The following is a 13,564-nucleotide window of genomic DNA, read 5'->3' as shown; positions in this document are numbered from 1 at the left end:
AGTGATAATTTCGCTCATTGATAACTTCGTGTTTGGTATTTTTTTATTGTCGTGTAGAAAGCGCTTCACGGCAGAGGGTAAAGGCTATGGCAATCAGTTTATTTGACCTTTTTAAAGTGGGGATTGGTCCTTCAAGTTCTCATACAGTTGGTCCTATGGTGGCGGCAAATCAATTCGCTCACCAGTTACAAGATCGAGAGCTACTATCAAAAGTCGGTCGTTTAAAAATTGATTTGTATGGTTCGCTTGGTGCCACCGGAAAAGGTCATGGAACGGGTACGGCTGTTCTAATGGGGCTTGAGGGGGAATTGCCGGATGTTATTGATCCTAGTCGTGTTAATGAACGGGTTGATCAAATAACGTCTTCCTCGTTGCTGAATTTATTGTCAAAACAGGCTATTACTATCGACGTTGCAACAGACCTGATTTATCACCGTGTCGATCGTTTAGACTTTCATGCTAATGGCATGACACTGGTTGCTTTTGGCGCTGATGGTGATGTGATTCATCAATCGACCTTTTATTCCGTTGGTGGTGGCTTTATTGTTCAGGAAGATGAGCACGGCAATGTGGCATTGGTTGAAGATGCGACTGAACTTCCACATGTTTTCCATAGTGCAGAAGATTTGATTCGACTTTGCCAAGAGCAAGACAAAAGTATTGCCCAGATTATGATGGAAAATGAGACTCATTGGCGAACTGAAGAAGAAGTTAGGCAAGGAATTTTGTCTATTTGGTCTGTCATGAGAAACTGCGTTCAGCAAGGTATTCGGAACGAAGGTATTTTACCCGGTGGCTTAAAAGTTAAACGAAGAGCCGCTAGTTTACACAGAGACCTAACCAGTAAAACGCGCATGGACATGATCACGCCGTCTCTTGGTGCTATGGACTGGGTCAATCTATATGCTTTAGCGGTCAATGAAGAAAATGCGGGAGGAGGGCGTGTTGTGACAGCGCCAACCAATGGAGCCGCTGGCATCATCCCTGCAGTATTACATTATTACTGGGAGTTTTGCCCTCGTTCCAGTGAAGAAGGGATAATTACCTTTTTCCTAACGGCGGCCGCTATTGGATTCTTGTTTAAAGAGAATGCGTCTATTTCTGGTGCAGAAGTGGGTTGCCAAGGTGAAGTTGGCTCGGCATGTGCTATGGCCGCAGCAGGATTGGCCGCAGCAACAGGTGGCACACCAGAGCAAATAGAAAATGCTGCCGAAATCGGTATGGAGCATAATTTGGGTCTTACTTGTGACCCGATTGGTGGTTTAGTGCAGGTACCTTGTATTGAGCGAAATGCTATGGCATCCATGAAAGCCATTAACTCTGCGAGTATGGCGCTTCGAGGCGATGGAACACATTATGTGTCTCTTGATAAAGTGATTCGTACTATGCGAGACACAGGCAGAGATATGAATGATAAATACAAAGAAACCTCGCGAGGTGGTTTAGCGGTCAATGTGATTGAGTGTTAGATATGTCGCTATATTACACCTGTAATAAAATGGTCATATTTCTGTAGTATATTTATCATTAAGTGCCTTAGCGGGCACTTTTTTTTGTCCTTTTTCGAGTCGTGATGATCAATAGACTTAGGGGTTTTTATCTAAAGACTCCCAGTGTAGAATTACGCCGAATTTACATTTTACAGAAATGTGACGGGATGAATTGAGAGCCAAATTTATTTTGGATGCTAGGATAAGCATGTCGTTGATGGTTGCAGTTTAGTCTGAACGGTCAACGGTTTGGCATAGATTAATTATAGAAAGAAGAGCCCGTATGGATCTTACAAATAACCCGAAAGAAGAATCCACTTTACTGAGTGGTCATGAATTTGTTCGTGTATTGATTGCCTTAGCCTTTGTTTTGGCATCTGGTTTTTATGCTTCATCTAATGGCGTTGGGGTTTCTAATTTATCTATTTTAGCCATCGCTGCTGCAATTGGTGCCTACATGGCTGTCAATATTGGTGCTAACGATGTAGCTAATAACGTTGGGCCTGCTGTTGGCTCAAAAGCCTTGTCGATGACAGGGGCGATTTTGATAGCGGCGATTTTTGAAGCTGCAGGTGCTTTGATTGCTGGTGGTAACGTTGTTGGTACGATCAAGAATGGCATCATCAATCCTAACTCAATTGGCGACGCAGAGACCTTTATTTGGGTTATGATGGCGGCCTTATTGGCGGGCGCAATATGGCTAAACTTAGCGACTTACCTTGGTGCTCCTGTATCGACGACGCACTCCATTGTTGGTGGTGTACTGGGCGCAGGTATTGCTGCTGGCGGTTGGGATATCGCAAATTGGGATAAATTAATTGCGATTGTTGCTAGCTGGGTAATATCCCCTGTAATGGGCGGCGTGATTGCGGCGTTATTCTTAATGTACATTAAGCGTGCCATTACTTATAAAAGCGACATGATTGACTCCGCGAAGAAGGTTGTGCCTTTATTGGTTGGATTGATGGTTTGGGCGTTTTCTACTTACCTTATTCTAAAGGGGCTTAAGCACCTTTGGAAACTAGACTTTATTACGGCTGCGCTGATTGCTTTTGCCATTGCGCTAACTGTTTATTTCCTTGTTCGCCCTATGGTTGACAAAGCTGCATCCGCATTGAAGAACGACAAAGATGCAGTTAATAGCTTATTTACGCTGCCTCTTATAGTGTCTGCGGCATTGCTAAGTTTTGCTCATGGTGCAAACGATGTTGCCAATGCGATTGGGCCTCTTGCTGCAATTAATGATGCACTAATGACGGGTGCTGTTTCTAGTAAAGCATCTATTCCTATTTGGATCATGATGGTAGGCGGGATTGGTATTGCTGTTGGTCTTGCTCTATTTGGTCCAAAGCTGATCAAAACAGTGGGCTCAGAGATAACAGAGCTTGATAAAATTCGTGCTTTTTGCGTGGCTATGGCAGCTGCGATTACTGTGATTGTCGCTTCTCAACTTGGCTTACCAGTTAGTTCTACTCACATTGCGGTTGGTGGTATCTTTGGTGTTGGCTTCTTACGTGAGTATTTGAAACAATCTTATGAGAAAAAGCTGGCTTCTATTATTTCTCATTCTGAATCTGCTGGTCATGACGGTGAGCAAACACAAGAGTTTGTGAAACGTTTCAAGCTGGCTGATGTGGAAGAAAAGCGTGCGATATTGAAAGAATTGAAGGCGGCTCAGGCTTCATCTCCTATCTCATCTGCAGAGCGTAAAAGCTTGAAAAAAGCAACCAAGAAAGAGTTAGTGAAACGCTCTGCGCTATTGCGTATTGCTGCTGCATGGGTCATTACAGTACCAGCATCAGCTTTGCTTTCAGCGATGATTTTTTACATGCTCCTTGGTTTTTCTGTCTCTCGATAAAAAATTTAAAGATAAAACAAAAAAGATCAGGTTTGCTGGTCTTTTTTTGTTTTCAACGTATGTTCTGTGTTATATAGAAGTAAGTTGCTTGTTTAGCTTTTAAATTAAAGTCACTGTTTAGCTAGCAAAGTTTTATTGCAGAGTGTTTGTTATTACTCTGTTTACAAGAGCGAGTACTAGTATAGAGTTTTTCTTAAAATAGACTGATTTAGTCGGAATGTTAACAGAGTTAAAATTAGAGGGCGGATTTAAGTTAAAGATAGAGTGTGCAACCAAGGACGACTAGTTTAAATTCAACCTACAATTCAATTTATGCTCAGAGAGATAGGGGATATCAGCAAAAGTGATGGAGTGAGCCGTTAAGAATATACTTAATTTAATAGCTACATCTTGGTGTGGCAAACTATTCAGGGCTTAGATAACGATCATAAAAACAGAACGCTAGAAAGAATATCGTATAGTGTTATTTATTATTGAAAAAGATGGTTCTGTTAGTAGCTCGAAAGAGAGATGGTACGTCTACAAAATATGATACAGGAAGTTGAAAGCGATTTATTTTCAAAGGACAGTAAACCAGAACCCACAGTGAGGTGGTAAGTTGCTTTGTGTTAAATCTTTTGAAAGTCGCTAGGCGTTTTTGTTTATAAATATTACTAAGGTAGACTACGTATCATATGACAGCTGTTACCATCACTGTGCTTTTGCTCGTTATCGGTGGATTTATTGCTTTCGCAATCTTTCTACAGCTAAAAGAGCAGGCTCGATTGGAGAAATTGCGAAAGGTGGCAAACCTTAACAATCAATTGCGCCAAGTACGTCGATACCTTGATGAAATGCCTTCGCAATATCAACCTAAAGATATGAGACTTTGGCTTTTCTCTCGTATGATTGCTATATATGATCAACTTATTTTATTACAACCAGATCCGACATTAACCCGCCGTCGTGGGCATCTTGCCGAGGAAATGGCTGAGTTCCAAACAAATAAGCAAAAAAGACGCGCTAAACCGATGAACGACGAGATACTTATAATCGAAGTGAAGCGCCTGTTTGAATCCTTTAAGTCATTTTTGATTGTTTCTCAGAAAGAAAAATCTATCGACCCTGATGTTGTTCACCGATACAGTAAACTGTTGAATTTCTATCATTACAAAATTAATTCAGACTATCATGCTTACCTTGCTCGCAAAGCATTTTTGAGTGGCCAGATGGATACGGCAGTAGAGATGTATAAAGAGGCTCTGGGACAGTTAACGCCCATTAAAGATTCTGTTGAAGCTCAGCCAACAATTCTCAAACTAAAAGACTTGATACAGGAAATTGAAGAAGATCTTGCTTTACAAAAAGCGGAAGAAGAAATAACCCAAAATATGTCTAATGGTGATGAAGAAGAAATGGATGATGAATGGAATAAATTTATCGAAGACTCTTCATTTAAAGAAAAAAAGCGTTTTTAATCCGCGCAATACCAGCATTCCTTTATCAAGCGAATTTTTCTACGATATGTATAGTTAAATGCTTGCTACTTATCTTTACTCATGAGAATTTTGTTTCTTAAGTCTCAGCTATTTTAGATAAGGATCTTTTGTGAATTTAGCACTGCTTTCTGCATTTATACCGACCTTCTTTTTTGTGTCTGTTACACCTGGCATGTGTATGACACTGGCTATGACATTGGGCATGACGATTGGTGTTAAACGCGCTCTATGGATGATGCTAGGCGAGCTAGTTGGTGTTGCCATGGTGGCTATTTTATCGGCTATTGGCGTCGCTGCCTTGTTGCTGAATTACCCTAGTGTATTTGTCGTATTAAAATATCTTGGTGGTGCTTATCTTGCTTATGTTGGCCTGCAAATGTGGCTGTCTAAAGGCAAAATGGCGATTAAAGCGGATTCGACAGACAGTAAACCAGCATCTCGGTTTGATTTGATTTCCCAAGGTTTTGTAACTGCTATTGCTAACCCGAAAGGTTGGGCTTTTTTTGTCGCCTTATTGCCGCCATTTTTGGATGCGAGCCATTCTTTAGCAAGCCAGCTGGTCGTACTGATTGCAATCATCCTGACTTTAGAATTTACGTGCTTGCTGATTTATGCAACAGGTGGAAGAACATTGAAGTCTCTCCTTATGCAAAGTGGAAATGTACGTATCATGAACCGCATTGCTGGCACATTGATGATTGGTGTTGGTGTGTGGCTTGCTATTGGTTGATTGGTAAGCGAGTTTAAAACCTATTGATTATATTAAGAAGACGCTTTTGAGCGTCTTTTTATTTTTGTGCTGCTCGTTTTTGCTCCTGTTGTTTTTCTTGTTCCCGATGCTCTTTTACTTGCTGTGCTTTTGCGTTTAGCAAAAGGGTTTTTAGTTGGTGGAGGCAAGTTTTGCAAGGCGGACGTTGGCATGTCACGTGAAGCGCTAAGCAACTGGTTTAAGTTGCCTTCTAAGTTTGTCATGAACTCTTGATAACTCGCTTCCCCAAGACTGATGCTGTTAAGAGCAGACTCCCATTTCGCCGTCATATCAGGGGTGACCAATTGTGTTGGTAAACAATCAATAAAGGCGCGGCCTGTTTGGCTGGCGTGAATTTGTTTACCTTGTCGCATCAAAAATCCGCGTTTGAAAAGTAACTCTATGATACTGGCGCGAGTGGCTTCGGTGCCAAGCCCATCGGTTTCTTTTAGGATGGCTCTAATGTCTTTGTCTGTGACAAACCGGCTGATGCCTGTCATAGCGGCAAGTAAGGTTGCATCCGTGAAAGCAGCTGGCGGCGTAGTGACCTTTTCTTGAACTTGGCCTTGTGTACACCATAGCTCTTCGTTTTTATTTACTTTTGGGAGCTCATTTTGGCTTTCATCATCTGGATCTTTTGCTTTGCTCTTATTCGGTAAAAGACTTTTCCAACCTAGAGAAATAGGTGTGTTGCCTTTTGCCTCAAATAGCCCACCTTCAATTTCCAGTTTAATATAAGACGCTAGATAGTCGTACTCAGGATAAAACTGCATGAGATATTGTCGAGCAATTAAGTTAAAAACCAGAGCTTCTGTTTTAGAAAGAGATGCGGCTTTGTGAGCTTGAGCCGTTGGAATAATGGCATGGTGAGCAGTGACTTGTTTATCGTTCCAAGCTTTACTTTTTCGTGATGTGTCAGCGTTCTGAGCACCTTGCTGAGCTTCCCCACCTGATCGTGCGAGAGCCGCTATAATAGCAGGCGCATCTTTATGTTGTTGAGTCGGCAAATAACGGCAATCGGATCTTGGGTAGGTGATCATTTGATGGCGTTCATAAAGCGTTTGGCAAGTATCTAATACTTGTTGCGCCGACAGAGAGAAAGCTTTTGCTGCATCGATTTGTAAGGCTGACAAGCTATAGGGCAGAGGTGGCGTTTGCTTTTTTTGTTTGTAGTTTGCCTCAATGACAATCGCCGGTTTATTGCTAATACGGTTGGCAACGTTTTGTGCCAGAGGTAAGCTGAGCACACGATTTTCGTCATCCATGTAGGGTTGGCAAGCTTCGCTGGGTAACCACTTGGCTTGAAATACAGCGCCTTGTGGTGTCTGAATACTTGCCCAAACTTGATAAAAATCTTTGGGAACAAAGGCTTCTCTCTCTTTATCCCTCGCTGCGACTAACCCCAATACTGGGGTTTGTACTCGTCCAATTGATAAAACGCCCTGATAGCCGGCTTGGCGGCCTCTGATAGTATAAGCCCGAGTTAGGTTCAGTCCAAACAACCAGTCCGCGCGAGCACGCCCTAATGCTGAACGAGAAAGAGCTGCGAACTCATTGTTGGAGTGTAAATTGTTTAATGCTTTTTTGATGGCGGACGGGGTTAAGTCATTTACTAGCAGTCGCTGAGTGCTCTTTAGCTTTTGAACTGGTGTTTTTGTATAGTGCAAAACCTCATCGACTAAAAGCTGCCCTTCTCGGTCCGGGTCGCCGGCGTGAACCAGTGTTGTTGCTTTTTTGATCAGTCTTTTTAAAATACTCAGCTGTTTTTTGGTGTTGGCTTTTTCTTGCCATTGCCAGTCAGTTGGAATAATAGGTAAGTGGTCTAAATTCCAAGACTTGAAGGCCGGATTATATTGGTGGGGTTCCGCTTGCTCTAGTAAGTGACCGATACACCAACTGATGCAGTCACCGTTAGGCAGCCAGATACAACCTTCTTCTTTTTTTTGAGGCGAGGGAAGGGCAGCGGCAATGGCTCGGGCAAGACTGGGTTTTTCGGCGATATAAAGAATCATAAATACACTTACTGTTTATATATACAGTAAGTGTATCGAACGCAGAGAAGTGTGACTAGAGTTGTCTGCTATTTAATTGGCACAACTAACACAGGAATTGAGCTGCTATGAATGACTTTATTTGCGGTTGAACCAATGATCATTTGGCTTAGGCGTCCGTGTGTTCGGCTATTCATCACTATTAAATCCGCCTTTTTTTCTGCTGCTAAGCGTTGGATTGATTCAGATGGGACACCGTTAACAATAACGGTTTCTGGTGGTGTTTCTAGATTTGAAAGCTCTGCTGAATATTTTTCCATAAACTCAGAAAGTAATCTTTTCATACGGCCATCAATTTCTGTGAGCGCTTCTTTGCGCATTTCGCTTCTAACGTCTTCAGTAATGTAATTGTTGATCATGTTAGACGCTTGAGCATTTAGTGGCTCTATGGCGTGCATGATGATGACTTTTGCCTTATGTGTACTCGCTAAGCTTAAGACAAGTTCCATGGCTGCTTGGGTTTTTGCATCTAGATCACAGGCATAAACAATAGTATTGATTTTAGGTAGCATGACAAGATCCTCTTTTGATTTGCCTTATAGCTTAATCCTTTTAGCTTTTGCTGCTCTGATCTGCGTCAACTATTACTGTGCTTGCTTTATGATCATTAGCCGATAGGTTTTGGCTTTTTTTACTGTCACTGTGATTAGCGAATAAAAAACAGCTTATTGATGAAAGAAAAATAAAGCTAATAAACAATATCCCCCAGTAATCTGTTGGTTGTTTATCGCTTGTGTAACGCTTAGGAGATGGGACAAATATTTTGGTTTTCATAGCGCACTCCAGAATGAATAACGACACCTTTAATGATAATGAATATCATTTAATAAATCTATGGCGCTGATAAATATATTTTTACCAAAGTAATTTTAGGAATTGTGGTGCTTGAGGAGAAGCCCATAAGATTTGCCTATGTTATGATACGCGTTCAATTTTTTAGTTAATAAATAAGAGAGTGTAATCATGTCTGAACTGTCGTTCGACTCTAACGAAGCAAAAATCGCATACGGCATTGGTCGTCAAATTGGTGATCAGCTGCGTGGTAGTGATCTTGGTGAATTGTCTCTAACGCATCTTTTTGCTGCGATTGAAGACGCTGTGAATGGTGCAGAAATGCGCGTTCCTGGTGAAGAGCTAGAAGCTGCTTTTGCTGAACTACAGCAAAAAATGGAAGAGAAAAGCCGTGCAGCGTCTGAAGAGACAGTTAAAGCGGGCGAAGCTTTCCTTGCTGAAAACAAAGCTAAAGATGGCGTTCAAACGACAGAAAGTGGTTTGCAGTTCGAAATTCTTGAAGAAGGTACGGGTGCAACTCCAAACCGTGAAGCGACTGTTCGTGTACATTACGAAGGCCGTTTGATTGATGGACAAGTATTCGATAGCTCTATTGCTCGTGGCGAGCCAATTGAATTTCCTCTAACTGGCGTTATTGCTGGTTGGACTGAAGGTCTTCAGTTGATGAAAGAAGGCGCGAAATACCGTCTTACTATTCCAGCTGAATTGGCATACGGTGCTCAAGGCGCTGGCGCAATGATTCAACCTTTCTCTGTACTACAGTTTGATGTTGAGCTAATCGCTATTGTTTAATGACATAGCTTAAGGCAAAGCGTTAACTTTAACGTATTCAAAAAATGCGTAAAAAGCGAGTCGGTCCAATCTGGATGACTCGCTTTTTTTGTTGCCAAGAGCTGCAAGTTGATGGGCTTAGCTATTTAGTATTTCTTCAAGCGCAGCCTGTTTATCTTTGTACGGTGCTCGCAGGCGTTTACCTGAAGCTCCGTCTTCGCTTTGCAATACAACGGCTTTTTCGTGAGTGAAGCGTTTAAAGCCATGGATGCCGTGATAAGCCCCCATGCCTGATGGACCTATACCACCAAAAGGGAGGGTTTCGACAGAAACATGTGTCATGGCGTCATTGATGACTAAGCCGCCAGAGATAGTGTTACGGGCAAAGGCTTGTTGACGCTCAGTGTCATCACCAAAGTAATAAGCTGCCAATGGGCGTGGGTTATTGTTGATGTAAGCCACTGCTTCCTCTGGCTTAGCGTAAGTTTTCACTGGAAGCAGAGGGCCAAAGATTTCTTCTTGCATGATGTCCATATCGTCGGTGACATTAAAGATGAGAAATGGCGCTATCTTACGACTTCTATCGTCATAATCTACCTCGCCTTCAGCCGCTAGACTGATGACATTGGCACCTTTATTCTTAGCATCATCAAGTAACCCAATAAGGCGTTTGTAGTGATTTTCACTGATAATTGAAGTGTAATCAGGGTTGTCTTGCATGGTTGGAAAGCTATGTTGAACAAAGGCTTTTGCAGCTTCGACAAAGGAGTCCACTTTGTTTTCTGGAATCATCATATAGTCAGGTGAAATACAGATCTGCCCAACATTAAAGGTTTTCACCGTTAATATACGCTCTACGGCTTGGGGGATATCGGCGTCTTCATCCACCATGGCTGGAGACTTACCGCCAAGTTCTAGAGTGACGGGGACTAAGTTATCAGCGGCAGCGCGCATGATGTGTTTGCCAACCGCGGTGCTCCCTGTAAAGACTAAATGATTGAAAGGCAGAGCGCTAAATGCTTTGCCGACCTCGGCATCACCCAATACAAGGGTTAGCTCTTGTGGTGTGAAATAACGGGCAACCAGTTCAGCTAATAACGCAGAAGTTTTGGGAGTTAGTTCAGATGGCTTCAACATAGCGCTATTGCCAGCAGCAAATACGCTAGCCAGTGGGCCAAAAGAAAGGTTGATAGGGAAATTCCATGGACTAATAATGCCGACAACCCCCAAAGGCTGATGCTGAATCCAGGCTTTCATTCCTGGCTCAGGGGCTTCCACAGGCTGATCCTGCATCCAAATAGATAAATTTTCTATGGCGTCTTTTAGTAATTTGATCGTAGTAGCAATGTCTGCAGTGGCAGACTGGTAAGCACTGCGATGACCAAAGTCCTTGCTCATGGCGTCACTTAGGTCGCGGTAGTTTTCTTTAATTAATTTAATCGCACGCTGTAATCGATCTTTGCGTAGTTCTGCACTGGCTGGACCTTCTGCCATATTGTGCTCTTTCATCTTACTTAATGTGTTTAATAAATCTAAATGTTCGCTTGCAGGTGTCATAATAATGTCCTCCTTTAAATATATGTAATCAAGGTAGCTTGGGTTGTTTTCAAGCTGTTAATACTCTCTTACTCATTATGTCCATATAGTAATCTCCAGTAGTGATGACACGCCAACAATGCTATTTTGGTAGGGGTATAAATATATTTATGAGGGGTTATGTCTCTTTCACGATTGCGTACTTTTGTTGAGGTCTATCGTCAGCGCTCTATCAGTGGGGCCGCTCGTTCACTTAACTTAACCCAGCCTGCTGTTTCTCAGCACATTGCTGGTCTTGAAGTCGCCGTTGGTCGGCCTTTGTTTGAGCGTCAACCTGCGGGTGTCATGCCTACATCAGCGGCGGATGAACTAGCGGCCGATGTAGGAGATAAGCTGGATGCGGCCGAAGCGGCGTTATCTTCCGCACGATTCCGTTCGGTGGGGGGAGCTGGTGCTTTGCAAATTATTGGCCATGCTGACTTTATGGCCGAAGTTCTAACGGCAGAGTTACTGCCTCTGATTGAGGCTGGGATTCGAGTAAGAATGCATACTGGCGATGGGCCAATGATTACCAGTATGTTACTAGAAGGGCACTGCGATCTTGGTATTTCGGCACACCCAGTGACAGACAGTCGATTGCAAAGCGAAACGCTGTTGAGGTGTGAAGTGGTTGCTGTGGCGTCGCCTTCGGTCGTCAAGGCGTTGGTCGCAGCGGATGATTTTAGCCATGCAATTAGTCACGCGCCTCTTTTAGCGTACAACCTAGAGTTATCTTTGATCGATAAGTGGCTATTAAAAAACCGTATTAAAACAGAGCAAATTATTCCCACGGTCGTCAGTCAAGATCTGCGAGCTTTGCGTAATTTGCTAACTAAAGGCGTTGGTTGGTCTGTGATGCCTGAGTTTTTATGTCGTGAGCAGATTGCAAAAGGCGAATTGATGGAAGTCCCAGCGCCTGTCGGAGCCTATACAATGCAGTATTATTTGATTTGGGCATCAAGCGCCTTACGACAAGCAAGGGTTGCCCATGCGAAAGAGGTATTATTGCAAAGATTAACGTCAGCCTCTGATGCCTAAACAGCGTTATCAAAGGCTTTGGTTAAATGTCTCGTTCCATACGGATGTGCATTTTTCCGGCTTCTAAAAAAACCTTGCCATCAGTATGAAAGTTTTGCTTTTCATAGAAGGTTTGTACGTCAACTTGAGCGTGTAAAAACACTTTGCGAATGCCCATTTCTCTGGCGACTTTCACTGCACGAATTAACAGCATTTCACCGTAGCCCTGATGTCGATAAGCGGGTAGAACTGCCAAACGGCCAATTTGGCCATTGTCTGTTAAACGGCAGGTTCCCGTCGGAACGGCTGTTGTACCAAAGGAAACAAAGTGAACGGCGTCTTCGTCTAGCTCGTCCCATTCGTCTTGTGGGTCAATACCTTGCTCAATGATAAAGACTTGTTTTCGCACAAAGGTCAGTTGATCTTTGCTGCTGTTCCAGTCTGACGTTAATACCTTCATGTGAGTCCCTTAATATACGGTCTTTTATTCTTCTTCTGCTGCTGCAACTAATTCAATTAAACCTTGTTGACGAATTAGAAAGCATACAAGAGGCTCTAGATCCGTATGTTGTGTCAAATCCAAGCCTGAGAAATCGAATTCAATTTGGTGGCAAACGGCTTCAATAAAACCTGTTAGCTCTGCATCAACAAGCAGATTTTCGCCATTGCAAAACACACGAATCTTGCCGTTATCTTCAGCATTCTGTTGGGCATAATAACAAATACGTGCATCACCAGGGCGGATGAAGGTTTGACCTTGTGTTGCACTGCTAAACGCGTCGTTTACTTCTTCTTGATTTAATGGTGCCAGATATTCTGGGTATTTGCTTTCACTCATTGTTTCTCCTAACCACTCAGCGAGTAGGTCAGGTTGATTGATAAGGCAAGCTAATTCGATTTGTAAGTACTGGATGTCGTCTTTGCTGATGTGAGCGCTGTGCTGACGGTTGGCTGTTTCTGGCGCGGCAAAGCGATCTTTCACATTGTCCGTTTCACAGAGTTTATCGCGAATCCCAGTTAAGACATCTTGCATGCTTGGCGCACGGAAACCGATGGAGTAGGTCATGCACTCGTCGTCTAGTGAACGGCCGTTGTGAGCAAAGTTAGGTGGCAAATAGAGAATATCACCCGCTTCTAGCTCCCAATCCATGTCGGGATTAACAGGAAAGTTGTCTAGAATATGCAGCTGAATATTTGGAATTGCTGAATCTTGATATTCATCTGGAGCGAGAACCTGCCAGCGACGTTTGCCAGATATTTGTACCAAGAACACATCGTATTGATCATAATGTGGACCAACGCTGCCGCCTTCTGTCGCGTAGCTGACCATCACATCGTCTAAGCGCCAGCTTGGTAAGAATTCAAATTGCTCTTTTAGGTTTTGAATTTCTGGTACCCAGTGATCAACGGCTTGAACTAATAGGGTCCATTCTTTCTCTGGTAAGGTTGCAAAAGTATCTTCGTTAAATGGGCCTTGGCGTGTTTCCCAAGGGCTTAAGCCGTTCTCGATCACAATACGAGATTCAATTTCTTCCTCCATTGCCATGCCAGCAAGCTCATCGGCTTCTAGAGGTAAAGTGAAGTCGACAAGACCACCGCGAATCAACAAAGGCTTTTTCTGCCAATATTCATCAATAAAGGTTTGGGCTGTGATGCCACCAAGAATAGTCAACGGTGTATTTAGGTCTGTCATAAATCGCTCATCAAAAAAAGAACAAATAAAGTAGTGATATGTATTACTACAGGTTGGCTGCTTTAAAGGCAAAAAGAGCCGATAAATCGGC

Annotated in this window: 12 protein-coding genes; 6 read left to right on the top strand and 6 right to left on the bottom strand. The window is 42.9% G+C overall.

The window, feature by feature from the left end; genetic code table 11:
• Window positions 1-86 precede the first annotated feature (86 nt).
• The 4 genes from KDW99_RS14925 (at window position 87) to KDW99_RS14910 (ending at window position 5,556) form a co-directional block, all read left to right on the top strand.
• Window positions 87-1,469 (top strand): L-serine ammonia-lyase, encoded by a 1,383-nt coding sequence (locus tag KDW99_RS14925; protein ID WP_255825805.1) that lies wholly within the window; start codon window positions 87-89, stop codon window positions 1,467-1,469.
• A gap of 304 nt (window positions 1,470-1,773) precedes the next feature.
• Window positions 1,774-3,348: an inorganic phosphate transporter gene (locus KDW99_RS14920; RefSeq protein ID WP_255825804.1), complete on the top strand. Its 1,575-nt coding sequence runs from the start codon at window positions 1,774-1,776 to the stop codon at window positions 3,346-3,348.
• A gap of 674 nt (window positions 3,349-4,022) precedes the next feature.
• Window positions 4,023-4,805 (top strand): hypothetical protein, encoded by a 783-nt coding sequence (locus KDW99_RS14915; RefSeq protein ID WP_255825803.1) that lies wholly within the window; start codon window positions 4,023-4,025, stop codon window positions 4,803-4,805.
• A gap of 130 nt (window positions 4,806-4,935) precedes the next feature.
• Window positions 4,936-5,556: a LysE family translocator gene (locus tag KDW99_RS14910; RefSeq protein ID WP_255825802.1), complete on the top strand. Its 621-nt coding sequence runs from the start codon at window positions 4,936-4,938 to the stop codon at window positions 5,554-5,556.
• Window positions 5,557-5,588: 32 nt separating this feature from the next.
• On the opposite strand, the gene KDW99_RS14905 is transcribed toward KDW99_RS14910, so the two are convergent.
• The 3 genes from KDW99_RS14905 to KDW99_RS14895 all read right to left on the bottom strand — a co-directional run bounded on the left by KDW99_RS14905 (window position 5,589) and on the right by KDW99_RS14895 (window position 8,399).
• Complete coding sequence (locus KDW99_RS14905) at window positions 5,589-7,586, bottom strand: DNA topoisomerase III (RefSeq protein WP_255825801.1); 1,998 nt, start codon at window positions 7,584-7,586, stop codon at window positions 5,589-5,591.
• A 68-nt stretch (window positions 7,587-7,654) separates the two neighbouring features.
• A complete protein-coding gene (locus KDW99_RS14900; protein WP_255825800.1) occupies window positions 7,655-8,137 on the bottom strand; it encodes a universal stress protein in 483 nt (160 codons plus the stop codon).
• A gap of 40 nt (window positions 8,138-8,177) precedes the next feature.
• The gene (locus tag KDW99_RS14895) at window positions 8,178-8,399 is read right to left on the bottom strand and encodes a hypothetical protein (protein ID WP_255825798.1); all 222 of its coding nucleotides are present in this window, start codon (window positions 8,397-8,399) and stop codon (window positions 8,178-8,180) included.
• A 189-nt stretch (window positions 8,400-8,588) separates the two neighbouring features.
• Between KDW99_RS14895 and KDW99_RS14890 the strand changes: the two genes are divergently transcribed.
• Window positions 8,589-9,209 (top strand): FKBP-type peptidyl-prolyl cis-trans isomerase, encoded by a 621-nt coding sequence (locus KDW99_RS14890; protein ID WP_255825797.1) that lies wholly within the window; start codon window positions 8,589-8,591, stop codon window positions 9,207-9,209.
• Between the two features lie 117 nt (window positions 9,210-9,326).
• On the opposite strand, the gene KDW99_RS14885 is transcribed toward KDW99_RS14890, so the two are convergent.
• Window positions 9,327-10,745: a coniferyl aldehyde dehydrogenase gene (locus KDW99_RS14885; protein ID WP_255825796.1), complete on the bottom strand. Its 1,419-nt coding sequence runs from the start codon at window positions 10,743-10,745 to the stop codon at window positions 9,327-9,329.
• A gap of 159 nt (window positions 10,746-10,904) precedes the next feature.
• Between KDW99_RS14885 and KDW99_RS14880 the strand changes: the two genes are divergently transcribed.
• Window positions 10,905-11,801 (top strand): LysR family transcriptional regulator, encoded by an 897-nt coding sequence (locus KDW99_RS14880; RefSeq protein WP_255825795.1) that lies wholly within the window; start codon window positions 10,905-10,907, stop codon window positions 11,799-11,801.
• A gap of 22 nt (window positions 11,802-11,823) precedes the next feature.
• On the opposite strand, the gene KDW99_RS14875 is transcribed toward KDW99_RS14880, so the two are convergent.
• Together KDW99_RS14875 and KDW99_RS14870 are read right to left on the bottom strand one after the other, a co-directional pair.
• On the bottom strand, window positions 11,824-12,240 hold the full coding sequence (locus tag KDW99_RS14875; protein ID WP_205113867.1) for a GNAT family N-acetyltransferase: 417 nt from the start codon (window positions 12,238-12,240) through the stop codon (window positions 11,824-11,826).
• A 24-nt stretch (window positions 12,241-12,264) separates the two neighbouring features.
• Complete coding sequence (locus KDW99_RS14870; RefSeq protein ID WP_255825793.1) at window positions 12,265-13,473, bottom strand: cupin domain-containing protein; 1,209 nt, start codon at window positions 13,471-13,473, stop codon at window positions 12,265-12,267.
• Window positions 13,474-13,564 lie beyond the last annotated feature (91 nt).

Source organism: Marinomonas rhizomae (genome assembly GCF_024397855.1).
In the GTDB taxonomy this organism is placed as follows: domain Bacteria; phylum Pseudomonadota; class Gammaproteobacteria; order Pseudomonadales; family Marinomonadaceae; genus Marinomonas; species Marinomonas rhizomae_A.
Note: the sequence above shows the minus strand (reverse complement) of the source record. Positions and strands in the feature narration are given on the sequence as shown.

Bases quoted from the DNA above. Each gene is read 5' to 3' on its own strand.
- KDW99_RS14915 (WP_255825803.1), top strand. From the start codon at position 4,023: ATGACAGCTGTTACCATCACTGTGCTTTTGCTCGTTATCGGTGGATTT.
- KDW99_RS14895 (WP_255825798.1), bottom strand. From the start codon at position 8,399: ATGAAAACCAAAATATTTGTCCCATCTCCTAAGCGTTACACAAGCGAT.
- KDW99_RS14875 (WP_205113867.1), bottom strand. From the start codon at position 12,240: ATGAAGGTATTAACGTCAGACTGGAACAGCAGCAAAGATCAACTGACC.
- KDW99_RS14925 (WP_255825805.1), top strand. From the start codon at position 87: ATGGCAATCAGTTTATTTGACCTTTTTAAAGTGGGGATTGGTCCTTCA.
- KDW99_RS14880 (WP_255825795.1), top strand. From the start codon at position 10,905: ATGTCTCTTTCACGATTGCGTACTTTTGTTGAGGTCTATCGTCAGCGC.
- KDW99_RS14920 (WP_255825804.1), top strand. From the start codon at position 1,774: ATGGATCTTACAAATAACCCGAAAGAAGAATCCACTTTACTGAGTGGT.
- KDW99_RS14870 (WP_255825793.1), bottom strand. From the start codon at position 13,473: ATGACAGACCTAAATACACCGTTGACTATTCTTGGTGGCATCACAGCC.
- KDW99_RS14890 (WP_255825797.1), top strand. From the start codon at position 8,589: ATGTCTGAACTGTCGTTCGACTCTAACGAAGCAAAAATCGCATACGGC.
- KDW99_RS14905 (WP_255825801.1), bottom strand. From the start codon at position 7,586: ATGATTCTTTATATCGCCGAAAAACCCAGTCTTGCCCGAGCCATTGCC.
- KDW99_RS14885 (WP_255825796.1), bottom strand. From the start codon at position 10,745: ATGACACCTGCAAGCGAACATTTAGATTTATTAAACACATTAAGTAAG.
- KDW99_RS14900 (WP_255825800.1), bottom strand. From the start codon at position 8,137: ATGCTACCTAAAATCAATACTATTGTTTATGCCTGTGATCTAGATGCA.